Annotated in this window: 13 protein-coding genes and 2 tRNA genes; 4 read left to right on the top strand and 11 right to left on the bottom strand. The window is 72.1% G+C overall.

Annotated features, from left to right (window positions below):
- Positions 1 to 68: 68 nt before the first annotated feature.
- From clpX to AB0C76_RS39990, 5 genes are all read right to left on the bottom strand, one after another.
- Complete coding sequence (gene clpX, locus AB0C76_RS40010) at positions 69 to 1,358, bottom strand: ATP-dependent Clp protease ATP-binding subunit ClpX (RefSeq protein ID WP_329931163.1); 1,290 nt, start codon at positions 1,356 to 1,358, stop codon at positions 69 to 71.
- 249 nt (positions 1,359 to 1,607) lie between these two features.
- Positions 1,608 to 2,270 carry an ATP-dependent Clp protease proteolytic subunit gene (locus tag AB0C76_RS40005; protein ID WP_359975274.1) on the bottom strand — a complete coding sequence of 221 codons (663 nt, stop codon included), beginning with the start codon at positions 2,268 to 2,270 and terminating at the stop codon, positions 1,608 to 1,610.
- Positions 2,271 to 2,326: 56 nt separating this feature from the next.
- Positions 2,327 to 2,941, bottom strand: coding sequence for an ATP-dependent Clp protease proteolytic subunit (locus AB0C76_RS40000; RefSeq protein ID WP_329931219.1), 615 nt, complete (start codon positions 2,939 to 2,941; stop codon positions 2,327 to 2,329).
- Between the two features lie 298 nt (positions 2,942 to 3,239).
- On the bottom strand, positions 3,240 to 4,625 hold the full coding sequence (gene tig, locus AB0C76_RS39995) for a trigger factor (RefSeq protein ID WP_359975271.1): 1,386 nt from the start codon (positions 4,623 to 4,625) through the stop codon (positions 3,240 to 3,242).
- Between the two features lie 294 nt (positions 4,626 to 4,919).
- Positions 4,920 to 4,993: transfer RNA gene (locus tag AB0C76_RS39990), tRNA-Pro, on the bottom strand.
- A gap of 175 nt (positions 4,994 to 5,168) precedes the next feature.
- On the opposite strand from AB0C76_RS39990, the gene AB0C76_RS39985 reads away from it, so the two are divergent.
- Positions 5,169 to 5,242: transfer RNA gene (locus AB0C76_RS39985), tRNA-Gly, on the top strand.
- A 61-nt stretch (positions 5,243 to 5,303) separates the two neighbouring features.
- Here the strand turns inward: AB0C76_RS39985 and AB0C76_RS39980 are convergent.
- A complete protein-coding gene (locus AB0C76_RS39980; RefSeq protein WP_359975268.1) occupies positions 5,304 to 5,861 on the bottom strand; it encodes a hypothetical protein in 558 nt (185 codons plus the stop codon).
- Positions 5,862 to 6,092: 231 nt separating this feature from the next.
- Between AB0C76_RS39980 and AB0C76_RS39975 the strand changes: the two genes are divergently transcribed.
- Complete coding sequence (locus tag AB0C76_RS39975; protein WP_359975265.1) at positions 6,093 to 6,884, top strand: DUF6348 family protein; 792 nt, start codon at positions 6,093 to 6,095, stop codon at positions 6,882 to 6,884.
- A gap of 29 nt (positions 6,885 to 6,913) precedes the next feature.
- Here the strand turns inward: AB0C76_RS39975 and AB0C76_RS39970 are convergent, their stop codons facing one another.
- From AB0C76_RS39970 to AB0C76_RS39955, 4 genes are all read right to left on the bottom strand, one after another.
- The gene (locus AB0C76_RS39970) at positions 6,914 to 7,111 is read right to left on the bottom strand and encodes a hypothetical protein (RefSeq protein ID WP_329931168.1); all 198 of its coding nucleotides are present in this window, start codon (positions 7,109 to 7,111) and stop codon (positions 6,914 to 6,916) included.
- Between the two features lie 531 nt (positions 7,112 to 7,642).
- Positions 7,643 to 8,872, bottom strand: coding sequence for a PP2C family protein-serine/threonine phosphatase (locus AB0C76_RS39965; RefSeq protein WP_359975262.1), 1,230 nt, complete (start codon positions 8,870 to 8,872; stop codon positions 7,643 to 7,645).
- A gap of 313 nt (positions 8,873 to 9,185) precedes the next feature.
- Positions 9,186 to 9,671, bottom strand: a complete 486-nt coding sequence (locus tag AB0C76_RS39960; protein WP_329931170.1) for a ribose-5-phosphate isomerase — start codon at positions 9,669 to 9,671, stop codon at positions 9,186 to 9,188.
- Between the two features lie 78 nt (positions 9,672 to 9,749).
- Entirely contained in the window at positions 9,750 to 10,349 is a 600-nt protein-coding gene (locus AB0C76_RS39955) for a biotin transporter BioY (protein WP_359975259.1), read from the bottom strand.
- A gap of 264 nt (positions 10,350 to 10,613) precedes the next feature.
- On the opposite strand from AB0C76_RS39955, the gene AB0C76_RS39950 reads away from it, so the two are divergent.
- Positions 10,614 to 12,023, top strand: a complete 1,410-nt coding sequence (locus AB0C76_RS39950; protein WP_359975256.1) for an amino acid permease — start codon at positions 10,614 to 10,616, stop codon at positions 12,021 to 12,023.
- A gap of 78 nt (positions 12,024 to 12,101) precedes the next feature.
- Here AB0C76_RS39950 and AB0C76_RS39945 read toward each other — a convergent pair whose 3' ends face one another.
- Positions 12,102 to 12,668 (bottom strand): disulfide bond formation protein DsbA, encoded by a 567-nt coding sequence (locus AB0C76_RS39945; protein ID WP_359975277.1) that lies wholly within the window; start codon positions 12,666 to 12,668, stop codon positions 12,102 to 12,104.
- A 292-nt stretch (positions 12,669 to 12,960) separates the two neighbouring features.
- Here AB0C76_RS39945 and pepN point away from each other — a divergent pair, with 292 nt between their 5' ends.
- Positions 12,961 to 15,537, top strand: a complete 2,577-nt coding sequence (gene pepN, locus AB0C76_RS39940) for an aminopeptidase N (protein ID WP_359975253.1) — start codon at positions 12,961 to 12,963, stop codon at positions 15,535 to 15,537.
- The last annotated feature ends 102 nt before the right edge of the window (positions 15,538 to 15,639 follow it).

Raw genomic sequence — 15,639 nt, 5'->3', positions numbered from 1 at the left:
ACGAGAGGGCCCCGCACCGTCGTGGTGCGGGGCCCTCTCGTTCGTTCGGAGGTCCGGGACTCCCGGGCTCAGGCGCTCTTCTCGCGCCGCTCGCGCTTGATCATGTCGCGCGGGACGAGCGTCGGGATCGCGTGCTTGGAGACCACGTCCCCGGTGACCACCACGCGGGCGACGTCCTGGCGCGAGGGGACCTCGTACATCACGGACATCAGCACCTCCTCCATGATGGCCCGCAGCCCGCGCGCGCCGGTGCCGCGCAGGATCGCCTGGTCGGCGATCGCCTCCAGCGCGTCGCGCGTGAACTCCAGCTCCACGCCGTCCAGTTCGAAGAGCTTGCGGTACTGCTTGACCAGCGCGTTCTTCGGCTCGGTGAGGATCTGCAGGAGCGCCTCGCGGTCCAGGTTGTGCACGCTGGTGATCACCGGCAGACGGCCGATGAACTCCGGGATCATGCCGAACTTCACCAGGTCCTCGGGCATCACCTGACGGAAGTGGTCGCTCGCGTCCGACTCCCGCTTGGAGCGGATGTTCGCGCCGAAGCCGATGCCCTTGGCACCCGCGCGGCCCTCGATGATCCGCTCCAGGCCGGCGAACGCGCCGCCGACGATGAACAGCACGTTGGTGGTGTCGATCTGGATGAACTCCTGGTGCGGGTGCTTGCGCCCGCCCTGCGGCGGCACCGACGCGGTGGTGCCCTCCAGGATCTTCAGCAGCGCCTGCTGCACGCCCTCGCCGGAGACGTCCCGGGTGATCGACGGGTTCTCGCTCTTGCGCGCGACCTTGTCGATCTCGTCGATGTAGATGATCCCGGTCTCGGCCTTCTTGACGTCGTAGTCGGCCGCCTGGATCAGCTTGAGCAGGATGTTCTCGACGTCCTCGCCGACGTACCCGGCCTCGGTCAGCGCCGTGGCGTCCGCGATCGCGAACGGCACGTTGAGCATCCGGGCCAGGGTCTGCGCCAGCAGGGTCTTGCCGGAGCCGGTGGGGCCCAACAGCAGGATGTTGGACTTGGCCAGCTCGATCGCGTCGTCGCGGCCGTTGCCGCCGCTGCGGCCCGCCTCGCCCGCCTGGACCCGCTTGTAGTGGTTGTAGACGGCCACCGACAGCGCCTTCTTGGCGAGGTCCTGGCCGACCACGTACTGGTCCAGGAACTCGTAGATCTCGCGCGGCTTCGGGAGTTCCTCGAAGCGCACCTCGGAGGTCTCGGCGAGTTCCTCCTCGATGATCTCGTTGCACAGGTCGATGCACTCGTCGCAGATGTACACGCCTGGGCCGGCGATCAGCTTCTTCACCTGCTTCTGCGACTTGCCGCAGAACGAGCACTTGAGCAGGTCGCCACCGTCTCCGATGCGTGCCACGAGGTGCTTCCCCTTCGCCAGGGGCCCCGCGGGGGTTCCGGGGCCTGGTGCTGTGGACCGTCAACGCCGACGGCGATCGGTCTCGCTATCCGACGGTACTCTGCCGGGCCCCTGATTCCGTCCTCTTCGCCGGGTCTGCCCTACGCCCTGGGCGAATTGATACCGAACAGATGCCGTTGCGGCGGCCGCCCAAGGGTCCGGGGCGGGGCACGCGACCCGCGCGCGCCCCGCCCCGGCGCCCTGCCGGCCTCAGGAGGTCAGCGAGGTCTTGCGGGTGGAGATGATCTGGTCGATCAGGCCGTACTCGACGGCCTCCTCGGCGGTGAGGATCTTGTCGCGCTCGATGTCCTCGCGCACCTGCTCCACCGACTTGCTGGAGTGCTTGGACAGCATCTCCTCCAGCTGCTCGCGCATCCGGAAGATCTCCTTGGCCTGGATCTCCAGGTCCGACACCTGGCCGCGGCCGGTCTCGGTGTACGGCTGGTGGATCAGGATCCGGGCGTTCGGCAGGGCCATGCGCTTGCCGGGGGTGCCGGCCGCGAGCAGCACGGCCGCGGCGGAGGCCGCCTGGCCCATGCAGACCGTGGTGATGTCCGGCTTCACGTACTGCATGGTGTCGTAGATGGCCGTCAGGGCCGTGAACGAGCCGCCGGGCGAGTTGATGTACATCTGGATCTCGCGGTCCGGGTCCATCGACTCCAGGCACAGCAGCTGCGCCATGATGTCGTTCGCCGAGACGTCGTCGACCTGCGAGCCGAGGAAGATGATGCGCTCCTCGAACAGCTTGGCGTACGGGTCGTACTCGCGGATGCCCTGCGTGGTGCGCTCGACGAAGCGCGGGACGATGTAGCGGCCCTCGGCGCGCATGTCCTCGACGCGGGCCTGGGCGGCCGACAGGCTGGGGATGTTCATGGGGGTTCTTGTCCTCCGGGGCGTTGGGGCTGTGGTCTCGTGGGCCGGGCCGAGGCTCAGGCGCCCGTGCCGCCGCCGCCGGGAACGTCCGCGGCGCTGTGCATGATCGCGTCGATCAGGCCGTACTCCAGGGCCTCCTCCGGAGTGAACCAGCGGTCGCGGTCGGAGTCCCGGGTGATCTGCTCGAAGGACTGGCCGCTGTGGAAGGCGATCAGCTCGGACATCCGCTTCTTGGTGCGCAGCAGCTGCTCGGCCTGGATGCGGATGTCGGTGGCGGAGCCGCCGAGGCCGGCGGACGGCTGGTGCATCAGGATGTTGGCGTTCGGCAGCGAGAAGCGCTTGCCCTTGGCGCCGGCGGTCAGCAGGAACTGGCCCATCGAGGCCGCCATGCCCATCGCGATGGTGACGACGTCGTTCTTGATGTACTGCATGGTGTCGTAGATCGCCATGCCGGCCGAGATCGAGCCGCCCGGGGAGTTGATGTAGAGGAAGATGTCCTTTTCCGGGTCCGCGGCCAGCAGGAGCAGCTGCGCGGTGATCTTGTTGGCGATGTCGTCGTCGACCTGCTGGCCGAGGAAGATGATCCGCTCGTTGAGCAGCCGGTTGTAGACCTGGTCGCCCAGGCCGCCGAGCACGTCACCAGAGGCGGCGTGCGGCGCCATCGGGCCCATCTGCATCTGCGGGAACGTCACTTAGCCACCTGCTCAGTCGATTTGGACGGTCGCCGAGCGGCCGTCACGGTGTCGCACAGCTTCCGGGTATCACGTCGTGATTGTTGCTGTCCAAGGACCCTAACGCGCAGGCCGGGCCGCAGAATCCCCCACGCAGAACTGTTCGCTGTGAGCGCAGGGTCGCGCGCGCCGGACGGGACTGCTCCGGTTGGGGCGCCCGTGCCGGGAACGGCGACGGGCCCGGACGCCATGACGGCGTCCGGGCCCGTTGCGTGCCTCAGGGGGCTACCGGGGCCGATCAGGCCTCGGTGGTCTCCTCGGCGGCGGCCTCGGTGGCCTCGGCGGTCTCGCCCGACTCGTCCTCGTCGTCGAAGTTGACCTCGTTGCCCTCGGTGTCGACGACCTTGGCGGCCTCGACCACGGTGGCCAGCGCCTTGCCGCGGGCGACCTCGCCGACCAGCAGCGGCACCTGGCCGCCCTGGACGACCTGCTGGGCGAACTGGTCCGGGGTGAGGCCGGAGCCGGCGGCGCGGCGGATGAGGTGCTCGGTGAGCTCCTCCTGGTTGACCCCCAGCTCCTCGTTGGCGACGATCTGGTCCAGGACGAACTGGGTCTTGATGCCCTTCTTCGCCTGCTCCTCGATCTCCGCCTCCCACTCCTCGCGGGTCTTGCCCTGGGTCTCCAGGTAGGCGTCGATGGTCAGGCCCATCGGCTCCAGCTGGTGGTGCTCCAGGTTGTGCTTGCGGGTCTCGATCTCGTCCTTGAGGAGCTTCTCCGGGTACTCGATGTCGACCAGCGCGAGCAGGGCGTCGAGGACCTTCTCCTGGGCCTGGGTGGCCTGGTCGTACTCCTTCATGCGCTCCAGGCGCTTGCGGGAGTCGGCGCGCAGGTCCTCCAGGGTGTCGAACTCGCTGGCCAGCTGGGCGAACTCGTCGTCCAGCTCGGGCAGCTCCTTCTCCTGGACGGCGGTGACGGTGACGGTGACCTCGGAGGTCTTGCCCGCCTGGGTGCCGCCCTTGAGCTCGGTCTCGAAGGTCGCGGTGCCACCGGCCTCCAGGCCCGTGACGGCGTCGTCGATGCCGTCGATCAGGCGACCGGAGCCGATCTCGTAGCTCACGCCGTTGGCGGTGCCGTCCTCCGGCACCTCGCCGTCGACCTTGGCGACGAGGTCGACGACCACGATGTCACCGGCGGCGGCGGCGCGCTCGACGTCCTTGACCGAGGAGAAGCGCTCGCGCAGCTGCTCCAGGGACTTGTCGACGTCCTCGTCGGCGACGACGATCGGGTCGACCGTCACCTCGATGGAGGAGAACTCCGGCAGGGTGATCTCCGGGCGGACGTCCACCTCGGCGGTGAACTTCAGGTCACCGCCATCGGCGATCGTCTCGACACCCTCGATGTTGGTGATGTCGGGCTGGCCGAGGACCTCGATCTTGCCCTCGTCGACGGCCTGCGTGTAGAAGCGCGGCAGGGCGTCGTTGACGGCCTCCTCCAGCACGGCGCCACGGCCGAAACGCTGGTCGATGACGCGAGCCGGGATCTTGCCCTTGCGGAAGCCCGGAACCGTGACCTGCTGGTTGATCTTCTTGTACGCCGCGTCGAGGCTGGGCTTGAGCTCCTCGAAGGGCACCTCGACGGTGAGTCGAACCCGGGTCGGGTTCAGAGTCTCGACGGCGCTCTTCACGGTTTGGTCTCCTATGGGCTTGCGGTCAGGTTGCCTCCCCAGCCCCGGTCGCGCCGGCCGGGGCCGGTACGGGTGGGTCTGGCGAGACGGGCGATGGGCGGTTGGAGCTGCATCTCCCGTGGGGGGTGGACGGTGAGCGTGACTCCTCGCCCTCGTGCGGTTGACCTGGGTGGACGCCGCAGGGACTACCGCCAGCGCCCCATCCTACCGGTACCACGAAAGGCGGACGCCAGACGTCACCGTACCCCGGTAACAGAACAGGGCCCCGCCCGGTGGGCGAGACCCTGCCGCACGTCGGGGTGACCGGATTCGAACCGACGGCCTTCCGCTCCCAAAGCGGACGCGCTACCAAACTGCGCCACACCCCGTGGTGCCGAGAGGAAGCGTACACGCCGGGCCCCGGCGGTTCGCCGACTTATTTCGGGGCCGCCGGAGGGGGTTTCGGGAGCATGCCCGGGGGCGACGGGGAAATGCGGTGTGCACGGAAGCGACCGGACCAGGTACGCTGTTCCCCGAACTTCCGGCTCGGTGCCGGGGGATCGCGCGGGCGTAGCTCAATGGTAGAGCCCTAGTCTTCCAAACTAGTCACGCGAGTTCGATTCTCGTCGCCCGCTCCACGACCCGGCCCCGGTGCGTCCTCGCACCGGGGCCGTCGGCGTTCCCGGGGCCGTCCGCAGGTCAGAGCCCCAGGCGGGCGGCGCGGGCCGCGGCGCGGTCGAGCAGCAGGTGGACGTCGGCCTCCCGGGTGGTCGGGCGGTCGTTGTACTCGTCCGGGGAGCGCGCCGGGCGGCCGGTCGCGTGCAGGACCTCCATCAGCTGGACGCGCGCGGTGCGGACGGTGCGCGGGGTGCCGTAGCCGTGCGCGAGGACGGCGGCCTGCGCGCCGAGGAGGCAGACCCGGCCGCCCGCGTCCCACAGCGCGCCCTGGAGCCAGCCGAACGCGCCGATGTAGCGCGAGGCGAGCCGCAGGTGGTCGGCGGCGCTGACCGGCACCGGACGGGCGGGGCGGCGCAGCACCCGGTCGACCAGGGTCGCCCGGGGCTCGGGGTGGCCGGCGTGCCACGCGAGCGGGGCGGTGCCGTACGGGCAGACGTACGGGACGGGCGTGCGGGCGGGGGCGGGCAGGGAGGCGAGGTAGGCCTCGACCTCGGCGACCAGGCCGGAGCCGTCCGCGCCCTTGAGGATCGACGGCGGGAGGGACAGCGACGGCGGGGGTGTCGGGGCGGTGCGGGGCATGCGGTTTCTCCGGGCGGGCGGCCTTCAGGTTCCGCTCCCCAAAGTGGGGCATCGCGGACATTTCCGCGACCGGAGGTCCGGGCGGTCCGGGCGGTTTCCCGGCAGGCTGTCGGGCCGATAGCCTCGGCGCGTTCGAGCACGGTTCGATCGCGTGTCCGGAGCGTCACGCGAAACCGCGCGTCACGCAGATCACTACGCAGACGACTGCGGTCCCGAGGTGGAGGAGTTCCGGTGCGTCCCGAGGAGCGGCTTGCCGTCATACAGCGCTGCGTGGTGCGGGAGATGGCGGGGCTCGGGCAGGTGTTCAGGGTCGACGGCGAGGTGGTGCGCGGCCCGGGCACGACGGCGGTGGCCGTGCGCGAACACCCGGGCGGCGACGGGGGCGGTCACGTCGACCTCGGCTTCGTGCTGCACCTGGGGCGGGCGGACGCACCCGTGGTCTGGGACTGCGCGGCCGGCCTCGGCAAGACCGAGGAGGAGAAGCTCGCCAACGCGGTGAAGATGTGGGCGACCACCACCGCCTCGGTGCTGGTCGAGCTGGCGGACGGCCGGGGCGTGTACGCCGACCGCGCGGACCACGCCGAACTGCCCGGCTGGCACGTGCTGCAGGGGCCGGCGGCGGTGTTCGGCTTCGGCAACGAGCGGCTGGCGGCCTGGCTCGCGGAGCACCGGGTGCTGCCCGCGCTGGCGCCGGCGCTGCTGCCGGGGCTGACCGGGGCGGACCCGGTCGGGGTGAAGCTCTTCCTGGGCGGGAAGGCGGGCGACGACGTCGCCGAGGTCCGGGTCGACGGCGAGGTGTCGGAGGCGGCTTCGGCGGCGCTGCGCGCGCTGGACTGGCCCCGCGGCGAACGGCTGTGCTGGGCACGGCTGTTCGTCCTGCTGACGGCGGTGCGCCCGGTCGGGCCGGCAGTGGTGCCGGCAGGTGCCGGGGCGCCCGCACCGGTGCGCACGCCCGCCCCGGCGGCGGTGCGCCCCCGGGGACTGTTCGCTCGCTGGCGGGAGGCCAGACGGGCCGGCCGGTGACCCTCGCGCGGGTGCCGCCGGCCCTCCCGTCAGCCGCCGGTGATGCCGGAGATGCTGTGGGCCAGGTTCGCCAGCAGGGAGTTGATCGAACCGGCGACGGTGGTCTCGTGGAGCATGAAGCCGAACAGGGCGGCGATGATCGCGTGCGGGATCTTCATCTGCTTGTTGCGGATGAAGATGATGCACAGGATCGCGAACAGGACCAGCGCGGAGACGGAGAGTGCCACCCGGACTCACTTCCTCGTTTCATAGCGTGGTGCCACCGGCCGGCAGCACCTGCGAAAGCCGGACCCCGGCCTGTCCGACGGTCCCGAGGCGGAATCGCGGACCGTCCGGCACACCCCGGCCGGGCGGGGAGCACTCGGCGATCGCACAAGGTCTTCCGTGCCGCTCATGACGCCCCCCATCCCCCGAATCCTGACCAGTCCCGCCCGGACTCAGTGTGGTCGACCGTGCCGATTGCGTAAAGGTCTGACAGTCGGCCCGACGCCGATATCCTGGGATGCGAGACGAGTTTCCGCCGTCCGAGACGATAGCCGAGTCGTTCTGACGAATCGTCGGCGGGGCCGCGCTGAGCGGCCGGGGAACGCGCGGCGGCGGGGAACGGAAGGCTCAGGTCCACTCCGCTGACGGGGCGCCCGATTTGGCCGAAGATCGGCACCCAGGCTTGACAGGTCCTGCCCGCGGCACGTGCCACCGCGGGGCCCCGGCGGATCCGGCCGCGGGCGCCGCGGACGGTCCGTCGGCCGGCCGGGGCGTCAGTCGCGCCAGAGCAGCAGCACCGCGCGGTCGTCGTTGATGTCCCGGGCGACCGTCTCGATCAGCGCGGCGGCGGCGCCGGCCCCGGCACCCGGGCCGCTGCCGGGCACCAGCCGGTCGGCCTCGCCCATCAGCCGGTCCATGCCCTCGGTGAGGTCCCGGCCGGGTGCCTCGACCATGCCGTCGGTGCACAGCAGCAGGACGTCGCCGCGGTTCAGGCGCCCGCGCACGCCCTCGAACTTGGCGCCGTCGTAGATGCCGAGCAGCGGGCCCTCGGTGGCCTCCTTGACCTCCCAGCGCCCGGCTCCCGCCAGGCGCTGCATGCCCGGCAGGTGCCCGGCGGAGAGCAGTTCGTACTCACCGGTGTCCAGGTCGAGCACCAGGTGGACGGCGGTCGCGAAGCCCTCGTCCCAGGACTGGCGCAGCAGGTAGCCGTTGGCGGCGGGCAGGAAGTCGTGCGCGGGCAGCGAGCCCACCAGGCCGCCGAAGGCGCCGGACAGCAGCAGCGCCCGCGAGCCCGCGTCCATGCCCTTGCCGGAGACGTCCGCGAGGACCACCTCCAGCACGCGCTGGCCCGGGCCGGTGCGGGCGGCGACCACGAAGTCCCCGGAGAAGGACTGCCCACCGGCCGGGCGCAGCGCCATGTCGGCGTGCCAGCCGTCCGGCAGCCGCGGGACGCGGCTCTGCACCCGCAGCCGCTCGCGCAGGTCGAACAGCATCGTCGAGCCGCCCCACCAGGGCACGCCGACCCGGGCCCGGAACTGGGCCAGCAGCAGGCCGCCGACCCCGGCGGCGCCGACCACGAGGGCCGCACCGGGGGTGACGCCGTAGACGTACGCCTCCGGGTTCAGGCTGGCGACCCGCTCGCCGGTGTGGATCACGGACTCGGCGGACAGGCCGAGGGCGGCGAGCGCGTACAGCACCACGAGGCTGCCGGGACGCAGCAGCAGGGCGCCGGCCAGGATCGGCAGGACGAGGGCGGTGGGCGGGGCCCAGGCGGGGATCCAGATGTTCAGCAGGATCAGCAGCGGGACGAGCAGGGCGAGCGCGCAGAGCACCGGCCAGTCGGCGGCGCCGCCGCGGAAGTAGTCGACCCCGGCCGTGCGCAGCCTTCGGCGGACCCGGCGGAGCCTCCGGCGCAACCGGGCCGTCACGGGGTCGGACGCCGGGGCGGCGCCGGGCCTCGTCGCAGTCGTCTGGGGCGGTGCGCCCGGCGGTCTGCCAGCCATGGGGTCCGACCTTATCCACGGGCACCGCCCGGCGTCGACGGCTCGGCCCGGGGCGGTCGCGCCGAGGTGCGGGCGCGTCAGCGGGTTTCGGCCGATCGGTGCGGTGGTGCCCGTGGCGTCAGGAGGCGTGCGCCGGTTGGGCGTACGAACCAGGCGGGCGACGTACGCGCCCCGCGTGCGATGGTCTTCGCGCGCTGCCGGGCTGTGGCCGATGCCACAGGCGGCGCGGGGGCGCGGACGACGGCGGCCGGCCGCGCCGGGGAGCGCGGCCGGCCGCTGGAGGGTCGGTGGGGAATCCGGTTGGAGGAGCGTCTCAGCCCTGCGGGTGGTGGGCCGGGACGGGCGGGAGCTCGCCGGTGGTCTCGTACTCGCTCAGCATCTCGATCCGGCGGGTGTGCCGGGCCTCGCCGCTGTAGGGGGTGTTGAGGAAGACCTCGACGAACTTGGTGGCCTCCTCGACGGTGTGCATGCGGCCGCCGACGGAGATCACGTTGGCGTTGTTGTGCTGGCGGCCGAGCTCGGCGGTCTGCACGCTCCACGCCAGCGCGGCCCGCACGCCCTTGACCTTGTTGGCGGCGATCGCCTCGCCGTTGCCCGAGCCGCCGATCACGACGCCGAGGGCGTCGGCGTCGGCGGCGGTGCGCTCGGCGGCGCGCAGGCAGAACGGCGGGTAGTCGTCCTCGGCGTCGTAGATGTGCGGCCCGCAGTCGACCGGCTCGTGGCCGGCCTCCTTCAGCCACTCCACGAGGTGGTTCTTCAGTTCGTATCCGGCATGGTCGGAGCCCAGGTACACGCGCATGCCCATGAGTGTGGCATGCGCGGGCACCCGGGCTCCGCAGGGGGCGCCGGGGCGCCCGCGTCGGCCTGCCGCCGCCGGCTACCGCTTACCGGCCAGCCGCCAGACGAGCGGGAGGGCGCCGGCGGCGAACGCGGCCTTGAGGGCGTCGCCGACCAGGTACGGGTAGAGGCCGAGCTCGGCGGCGCGGGCGAGCGGCACGTGCAGCGAGAAGGCCAGGTACGGGACGCCGACCGCGTAGATCGCGAGGGTGCCGAGGACCATCGTCACGGCGGTGTTGACCGGGCTGCGGTCGGCGCCGCGGCGGGCCAGGGCGCCGGTCAGGCCGGCCGCGAGGACGAAGCCGAGCACGTAGCCGAGCGAGGGCATCGCCCAGCCCGAGGTGCCCTCGGCGAACCAGGGCAGGCCCGCCAGGCCGGCCAGCAGGTACAGGGCGAGCGAGGCGACGCCGCGGCGGGCGCCGAGCGCGGTGCCGACCAGCAGGGCGGCGAAGGTCTGGCCGGTGACGGGCACCGGCGAGCCCGGGACGTTGACCGAGAACTGGGCGGCGACGCCGGTCAGCGCGGCACCGCCGGCGACCAGGGCGAGGTCGCGGGCCTGCGCGCCGAGACGGGTGGTGGCGGCGGGCAGCAGGTCGGCGAGGACGGCGCGGGTCGGTATCGACGTGCCGGCAGTGGCCATGGGGGATCTCCTCGTGGGGTCCAGGTGAGTGAACACCTGTGAACCTACGCGGTGATCGACTCCGCCACCGTCACGGTTTCGGACAAACCCCCACCGCGGGACCTTGTCGGAACCGCCCGATCGACGGAACGTGAGCGCTCGCCGACCCGGCGTCACGGCGGGGTCCGCATGGTGGGCCCGGCCCGGCCGCCCTTGGCATGGACTGGGGCTGCCCCGGATATTGGACAACTCATGCCGCATTCCGCACAGTCTGGATCCCCTTCCATGGCCCCCACCTCCGCGCCCCCGGCGCCCGGGAGCAGCGACACCGCTCCCCCGGCCGCCGGCCAACAGCTCTCGCACGGGCTGAAGCAGCGCCACCTGTCGATGATCGCGCTCGGCGGGGTGATCGGCGCCGGCCTCTTCGTCGGCTCCGGCGCGGGCATCGCGGCGGCCGGACCCGCGATCATCCTCGCGTTCACGCTCTCCGGCCTGCTGGTCATGCTGATCATGCGGATGCTCGGCGAGATGTCCGCCGCCCGCCCGGCCTCCGGCTCGTTCTCCGTCCACGCCGAGAAGGAGATCGGCCCCTGGGCCGGGATCACCGCCGGCTGGATGTACTGGGTCATGCTGTGCTGCGGCGTCGCCGCCGAGGCCACCGCGGCCGGGAAGATCGTCAACGGCTGGGTACCCGGCGTCTCGGCGTGGGTCTGGGTCGGCCTGTTCATGGTCTTCTTCTGCGCCAGCAACCTCACCGCCGTGAAGAACTTCGGCGAGTTCGAGTTCTGGTTCGCCACGATCAAGGTCGCCGCGATCGTCGCGTTCCTGGTCCTCGGCGGCCTCGGCGTGGCCGGCGTGCTCGGCCCCGGCGCGCCCGGCGCCACCAACCTGACCGGCCAGGGCGGCTTCCTGCCCACCGGCGTCAGCGGACTGATCGTCGGTCTGCTCGCCTCGGTGTTCGCCTACGGCGGTCTGGAGACCGTCACCATCGCCGCCGCCGAGTCCGACGACCCGAAGAGGAACGTCGCCAACGCGGTGCGGACGGCGGTCTGGCGGATCGCGATCTTCTACATCGGCTCGATGGCCCTGGTCGTCACCCTCGTCTCCTGGAAGGACCCGGCGGTGGTCCAGGACGGCCCGTACGTCACCGTGCTGCGCCACCTCGGGGTCCCCGGCGCCGGGACGATCATGGAGGCGGTGGTGCTGATCGCGCTGCTGTCGGCGATGAACGCCAACATCTACGGCGCCTCCCGGATGGCGTACTCGCTGGTCGGCCGCGGACAGGGCCCCAAGGCGCTGGCCAGGGTGAGCGGCGGCGTGCCGCGCCGGGCGGTGCTGGCCTCCTGCCTGTTCGGCTTCGGCGCCGTGCTGGCCGCCAAGTTCTGGCCCGCGACGGTGTTCACCTGGCTGATGAACACCACCGGCGTCGCGATCCTCGTGGTCTGGCTGTTCATCTGCGTCGTCCAGCTGAGGATGCGCCGCCGGCTGGAGCGCGAGGCGCCCGAGCTGCTCACCGTGAAGATGTGGGGCTACCCGTACCTGACCTGGGCGGCCATGGCCGCCGTGGCCGGCATCCTCGCGCTGATGACCACCACCGAGGGCAACCGCCAGCAGCTGTACGCGGCCGGGGTGCTGGTCGCCGTGCTGACCGCCGCCGGGCTGCTCAAGCAGCGCAGGGACGCGGCCGCGCGGTAGCGGCGCACGCACGGGAAGAGGCACGCGAGGAGGCCCGGTACCAGGCGGTACCGGGCCTCCCGCGTTCCGCCGCGGGCGTCACTCGAAGGACGGGCCCGCCGTCCGGGTGCGCTTGATCTCGTAGAAGCCCGGGGTGGAGGCCACCAGCAGGGTGCCGTCCCACAGGCGGGCCGCCGCCTCGCCGCGCGGGGTCGGGGTGACCACCGGGCCGAAGAACGCGACCCGGTCGCCGTCCGCGCCCTCGACGGCGATCACCGGGGTGCCGACGTCCTCCCCAACCAGCGAGATGCCCTCCTTGTGGGAGGCGCGCAGGGCCTCGTCGTACGCGTCGGTGTCGGCCGCGTCGGCCAGCTCGACCGGCAGGCCCGCCGCCACCAGCGCCTCCTCCACCGTCGCCCGCTCCAGCGGCATCGCCCGGTTGTGCAGGCGCAGGCCGAGCTCGGTGTAGAGGCGGCCGAGCACCTCCTCGCCGTGCTGCTGCGCGGCCGCGACGCACACCCGGACCGGACCCCAGCCCTTGTCCATCAGGTCGCGGTACTGCTGCGGCAGGTCGCGGCCCTCGTTGAGCACCGACAGGCTCATCACGTGCCAGTTCACGTCCACCGGACGCAGCTGCTGCACCTCGATCAGCCAGCGGGACGTCATCCACGCCCACGGGCACAGCGGGTCGAACCAGAAGTCGGCGGTCTTGCGCTCGGCGGCAGTCGTCACTGCGGTCGTCCTTCGTGAGGTGTCCGGGAAATCACGGGCGGAAAGGCGTTCCCCCCGTCCAGGCGCCAACACCCGCCCGGCCCCGCTGATTCCGCCCCCGGCCCACCGGCCTGTGCAATGGTACTGGCGCGCGACGGCGTGAAAAGATAGCCCTGATGCGCCGACGCCGCGCAGGAGAGCACCGACCAGAACGCACCACCGTGCGAGCCGGACAAAGGAGTACGCCGTGCCGGGCAAGAACCTGAGCCGCGACGAAGCCCAGCAGCGGGCCAGCATCCTGACCGTGGACGGCTACCGGGTCCGGCTGGACGTGACCTCCGCGCCCGACCCCGCCGCCGCGACCTTCCGCTCCACCACCACGGTCGCCTTCCGCTGCGCCCGGCCCGGCTCCGCCACCTTCCTCGACCTGCTCGCCCCCGCCGTCCGCTCGATCACCCTGAACGGCCGCGCGATCGACCCGGCCACCGCCTTCGACGGCGCCCGCGTCCACGTCGACGGCCTCGCCGCCGACAACGTCCTGACCATCGACGCCGACTGCGCCTACAGCCGCACCGGCGAGGGCCTGCACCGCTTCGTCGACCCGGCCGACGGCGAGACCTACCTCTACACCCACTACGAGCCGGCCGACGCCCGGCGCGTCTTCGCCACCTTCGAACAGCCCGACCTGAAGGCCCCGTTCACCTTCACCGTGACCGCCCCGGCCGCGTGGGACGTGTGGTCCAACGCCGTCCACGAGCTCGTGACCGAGCACACCCCCGGCGAAGACGCCGCCCGCACCTGGGAGTTCGCGCCGACCAAGCCGATCTCCACCTACCTCACCGCCGTCGTCGCCGGCCCCTACCACGTCGCCCGCGACCACTACAGCCGCGAACTGCCCGACGGCACCGTCCTGGAGATCCCGCTCTCCGCGATGTGCCGCAAGTCCCTCGCGCGCCACTTCGACGCGGACGAGATCCTCGGCGTCACCAAGCTCGGACTCGACTTCTTCCACGAGCGGTTCGACTACCCGTACCCGTTCGGCAAGTACGACCAGGCCTTCGTGCCCGAGTACAACATCGGCGCCATGGAGAACCCCGGCTGCGTCACCTTCAAGGAGGACTTCGTCTTCCGCTCGAAGGTCACCGACGCCGCCTACGAAGGCCGCGCCAACGTCATCCTGCACGAGATGGCGCACATGTGGTTCGGCGACCTCGTCACCATGCGCTGGTGGGACGACCTGTGGCTCAAGGAGTCCTTCGCCGACTTCATGGGCTCCTACGGGCTGATCGGCGCCCACACCCGCTACAGCTCCGCGTGGGTCACCTTCGCCAACCAGCGCAAGGCCTGGGCCTACCGGCAGGACCAGTTCCCCACCACCCACCCCATCACCGCCGACATCCGCGACCTCGAAGCCGCCAAGCTCAACTTCGACGGCATCACCTACGCCAAGGGCGCCTCCGTCCTCAAGCAGCTGGTCGCGTACGCCGGTTCGGACGCCTTCTTCGAGGGCGCCCGCCGCTACTTCAAGCGCCACGCCTTCGGCAACACCGAACTCGCCGACCTGCTGGACATCCTGGAGGAGACCAGCGGCCGCGACCTCAAGGCCTGGGCCGCCGCCTGGCTGCAGACCGCCGGCGTCAACTCGCTCACCCCGCAGGTCACCGCCGACGCCGAGGGCCGGATCACCGAACTCGCCGTCCTCCAGGACGGGGCGGTCCTTCGCCCGCACCGGATCGCCGTCGGCCTCTACGACCGCGACTCCGACGGCTCGCTGGTGCGCACCGCCCGGATCGAGCTCGACGTCACCGGTGCCCGCACCGTCGTGGCCGAGGCCGCCGGCCGCCCCCGCCCGGCGCTCGTGCTGCTCAACGACGACGACCTCACCTACTGCAAGATCCGCTTCGACGACGCCTCGCTGGAGACCCTGCGCACCGGCCTCGGCGAGATCGGCGACGAGCTCGCCCGCGCCCTCGCCTGGTCGGCCGTCTGGAACCTCACCCGCGACGGACTCATGCCCGCCCGCGACTACGTCGCCCTGGTACTGCGCTTCGCCGGCCAGGAGGGCAACATCGGCGTCCTGCAGTCCCTGCACACCCAGGCCAAGACCGCCGTCGACCTCTACGCCGACCCCGCCTGGCGCGCCGAGGGCGGCCGGCTGCTCGCCGACGGCGCCCTGCGCGAACTGCGCGGGGCCGTCCCCGGCAGCGACCACCAGCTCGCCTGGGCCCGCTTCCTCGCCCAGACCGCGGGCGGCGCCGAGCACCTCGGCCTGGTCCGCGGCCTGCTCGCCGGCAGCGCCCGGATCGACGGCCTCGACGTCGACCAGGAGCTGCGCTGGGCGCTGTGGCTCGCCCTGGCCGCCGCCGGACAGGCCTCCGACGAGGACCTCGCCGAGGAGCTCGCCGCCGACAACACCGCCAGCGGCAAGCGCCAGTACACCCAGTGCCTGGCCGCCCGCCCCACCCCCGAGGCCAAGGCCGCCGCCTGGTCGGCCGTCGTCGACTCCGACGAACTGCCCAACGCCCTGGTCGAGGCCAACATCGCCGGCTTCGCGCTGCCCGCCCACCGCGACCTCACCGCCCTCTACGCGGCGCCCTACTTCAAGCTGCTGGAGAAGATCTGGGCCGAGCGCACCATCGAGATCGCGATGCGCTTCGTCGGCGGCTTCTTCCCGAGCGCCCAGATCGGCGAGCCGACCCTCGCCGAGGCCGACGCCTGGCTGGACGGCCACCCGGACGCGGCGCCCGCGCTGCGCCGCCTGGTGACCGAGCGCCGGGACGACCTCGCCCGCGCCCTGCGCGCCCAGGCCTGCGACCGGGTCTGACCGTTCACGGAAACGACGGGGGCCCGCCGTCCCACGGCGGGCCGCAGCTCCAGCTCCTCCTTCTCGTCGCGGACGGCGCGCAGCTGCGCGTCCAGCTCCGCG

This window comes from Kitasatospora sp. NPDC048722 (assembly GCF_040650235.1).
Lineage (GTDB): Bacteria > Actinomycetota > Actinomycetes > Streptomycetales > Streptomycetaceae > Kitasatospora.
This window is presented reverse-complemented; position numbering and strand designations above follow the sequence as displayed.

Excerpts from the sequence above, each read along its gene's own strand:
- AB0C76_RS39950 (WP_359975256.1), top strand. The coding sequence starts at position 10,614 with ATGGCCCCCACCTCCGCGCCCCCGGCGCCCGGGAGCAGCGACACCGCT.
- AB0C76_RS40005 (WP_359975274.1), bottom strand. The coding sequence starts at position 2,270 with ATGAACATCCCCAGCCTGTCGGCCGCCCAGGCCCGCGTCGAGGACATG.
- AB0C76_RS39965 (WP_359975262.1), bottom strand. The coding sequence starts at position 8,872 with ATGGCTGGCAGACCGCCGGGCGCACCGCCCCAGACGACTGCGACGAGG.
- AB0C76_RS39955 (WP_359975259.1), bottom strand. The coding sequence starts at position 10,349 with ATGGCCACTGCCGGCACGTCGATACCGACCCGCGCCGTCCTCGCCGAC.
- AB0C76_RS39945 (WP_359975277.1), bottom strand. The coding sequence starts at position 12,668 with ATGACGTCCCGCTGGCTGATCGAGGTGCAGCAGCTGCGTCCGGTGGAC.
- AB0C76_RS39980 (WP_359975268.1), bottom strand. The coding sequence starts at position 5,861 with ATGCCCCGCACCGCCCCGACACCCCCGCCGTCGCTGTCCCTCCCGCCG.
- AB0C76_RS39960 (WP_329931170.1), bottom strand. The coding sequence starts at position 9,671 with ATGCGCGTGTACCTGGGCTCCGACCATGCCGGATACGAACTGAAGAAC.
- AB0C76_RS40000 (WP_329931219.1), bottom strand. The coding sequence starts at position 2,941 with ATGGGCCCGATGGCGCCGCACGCCGCCTCTGGTGACGTGCTCGGCGGC.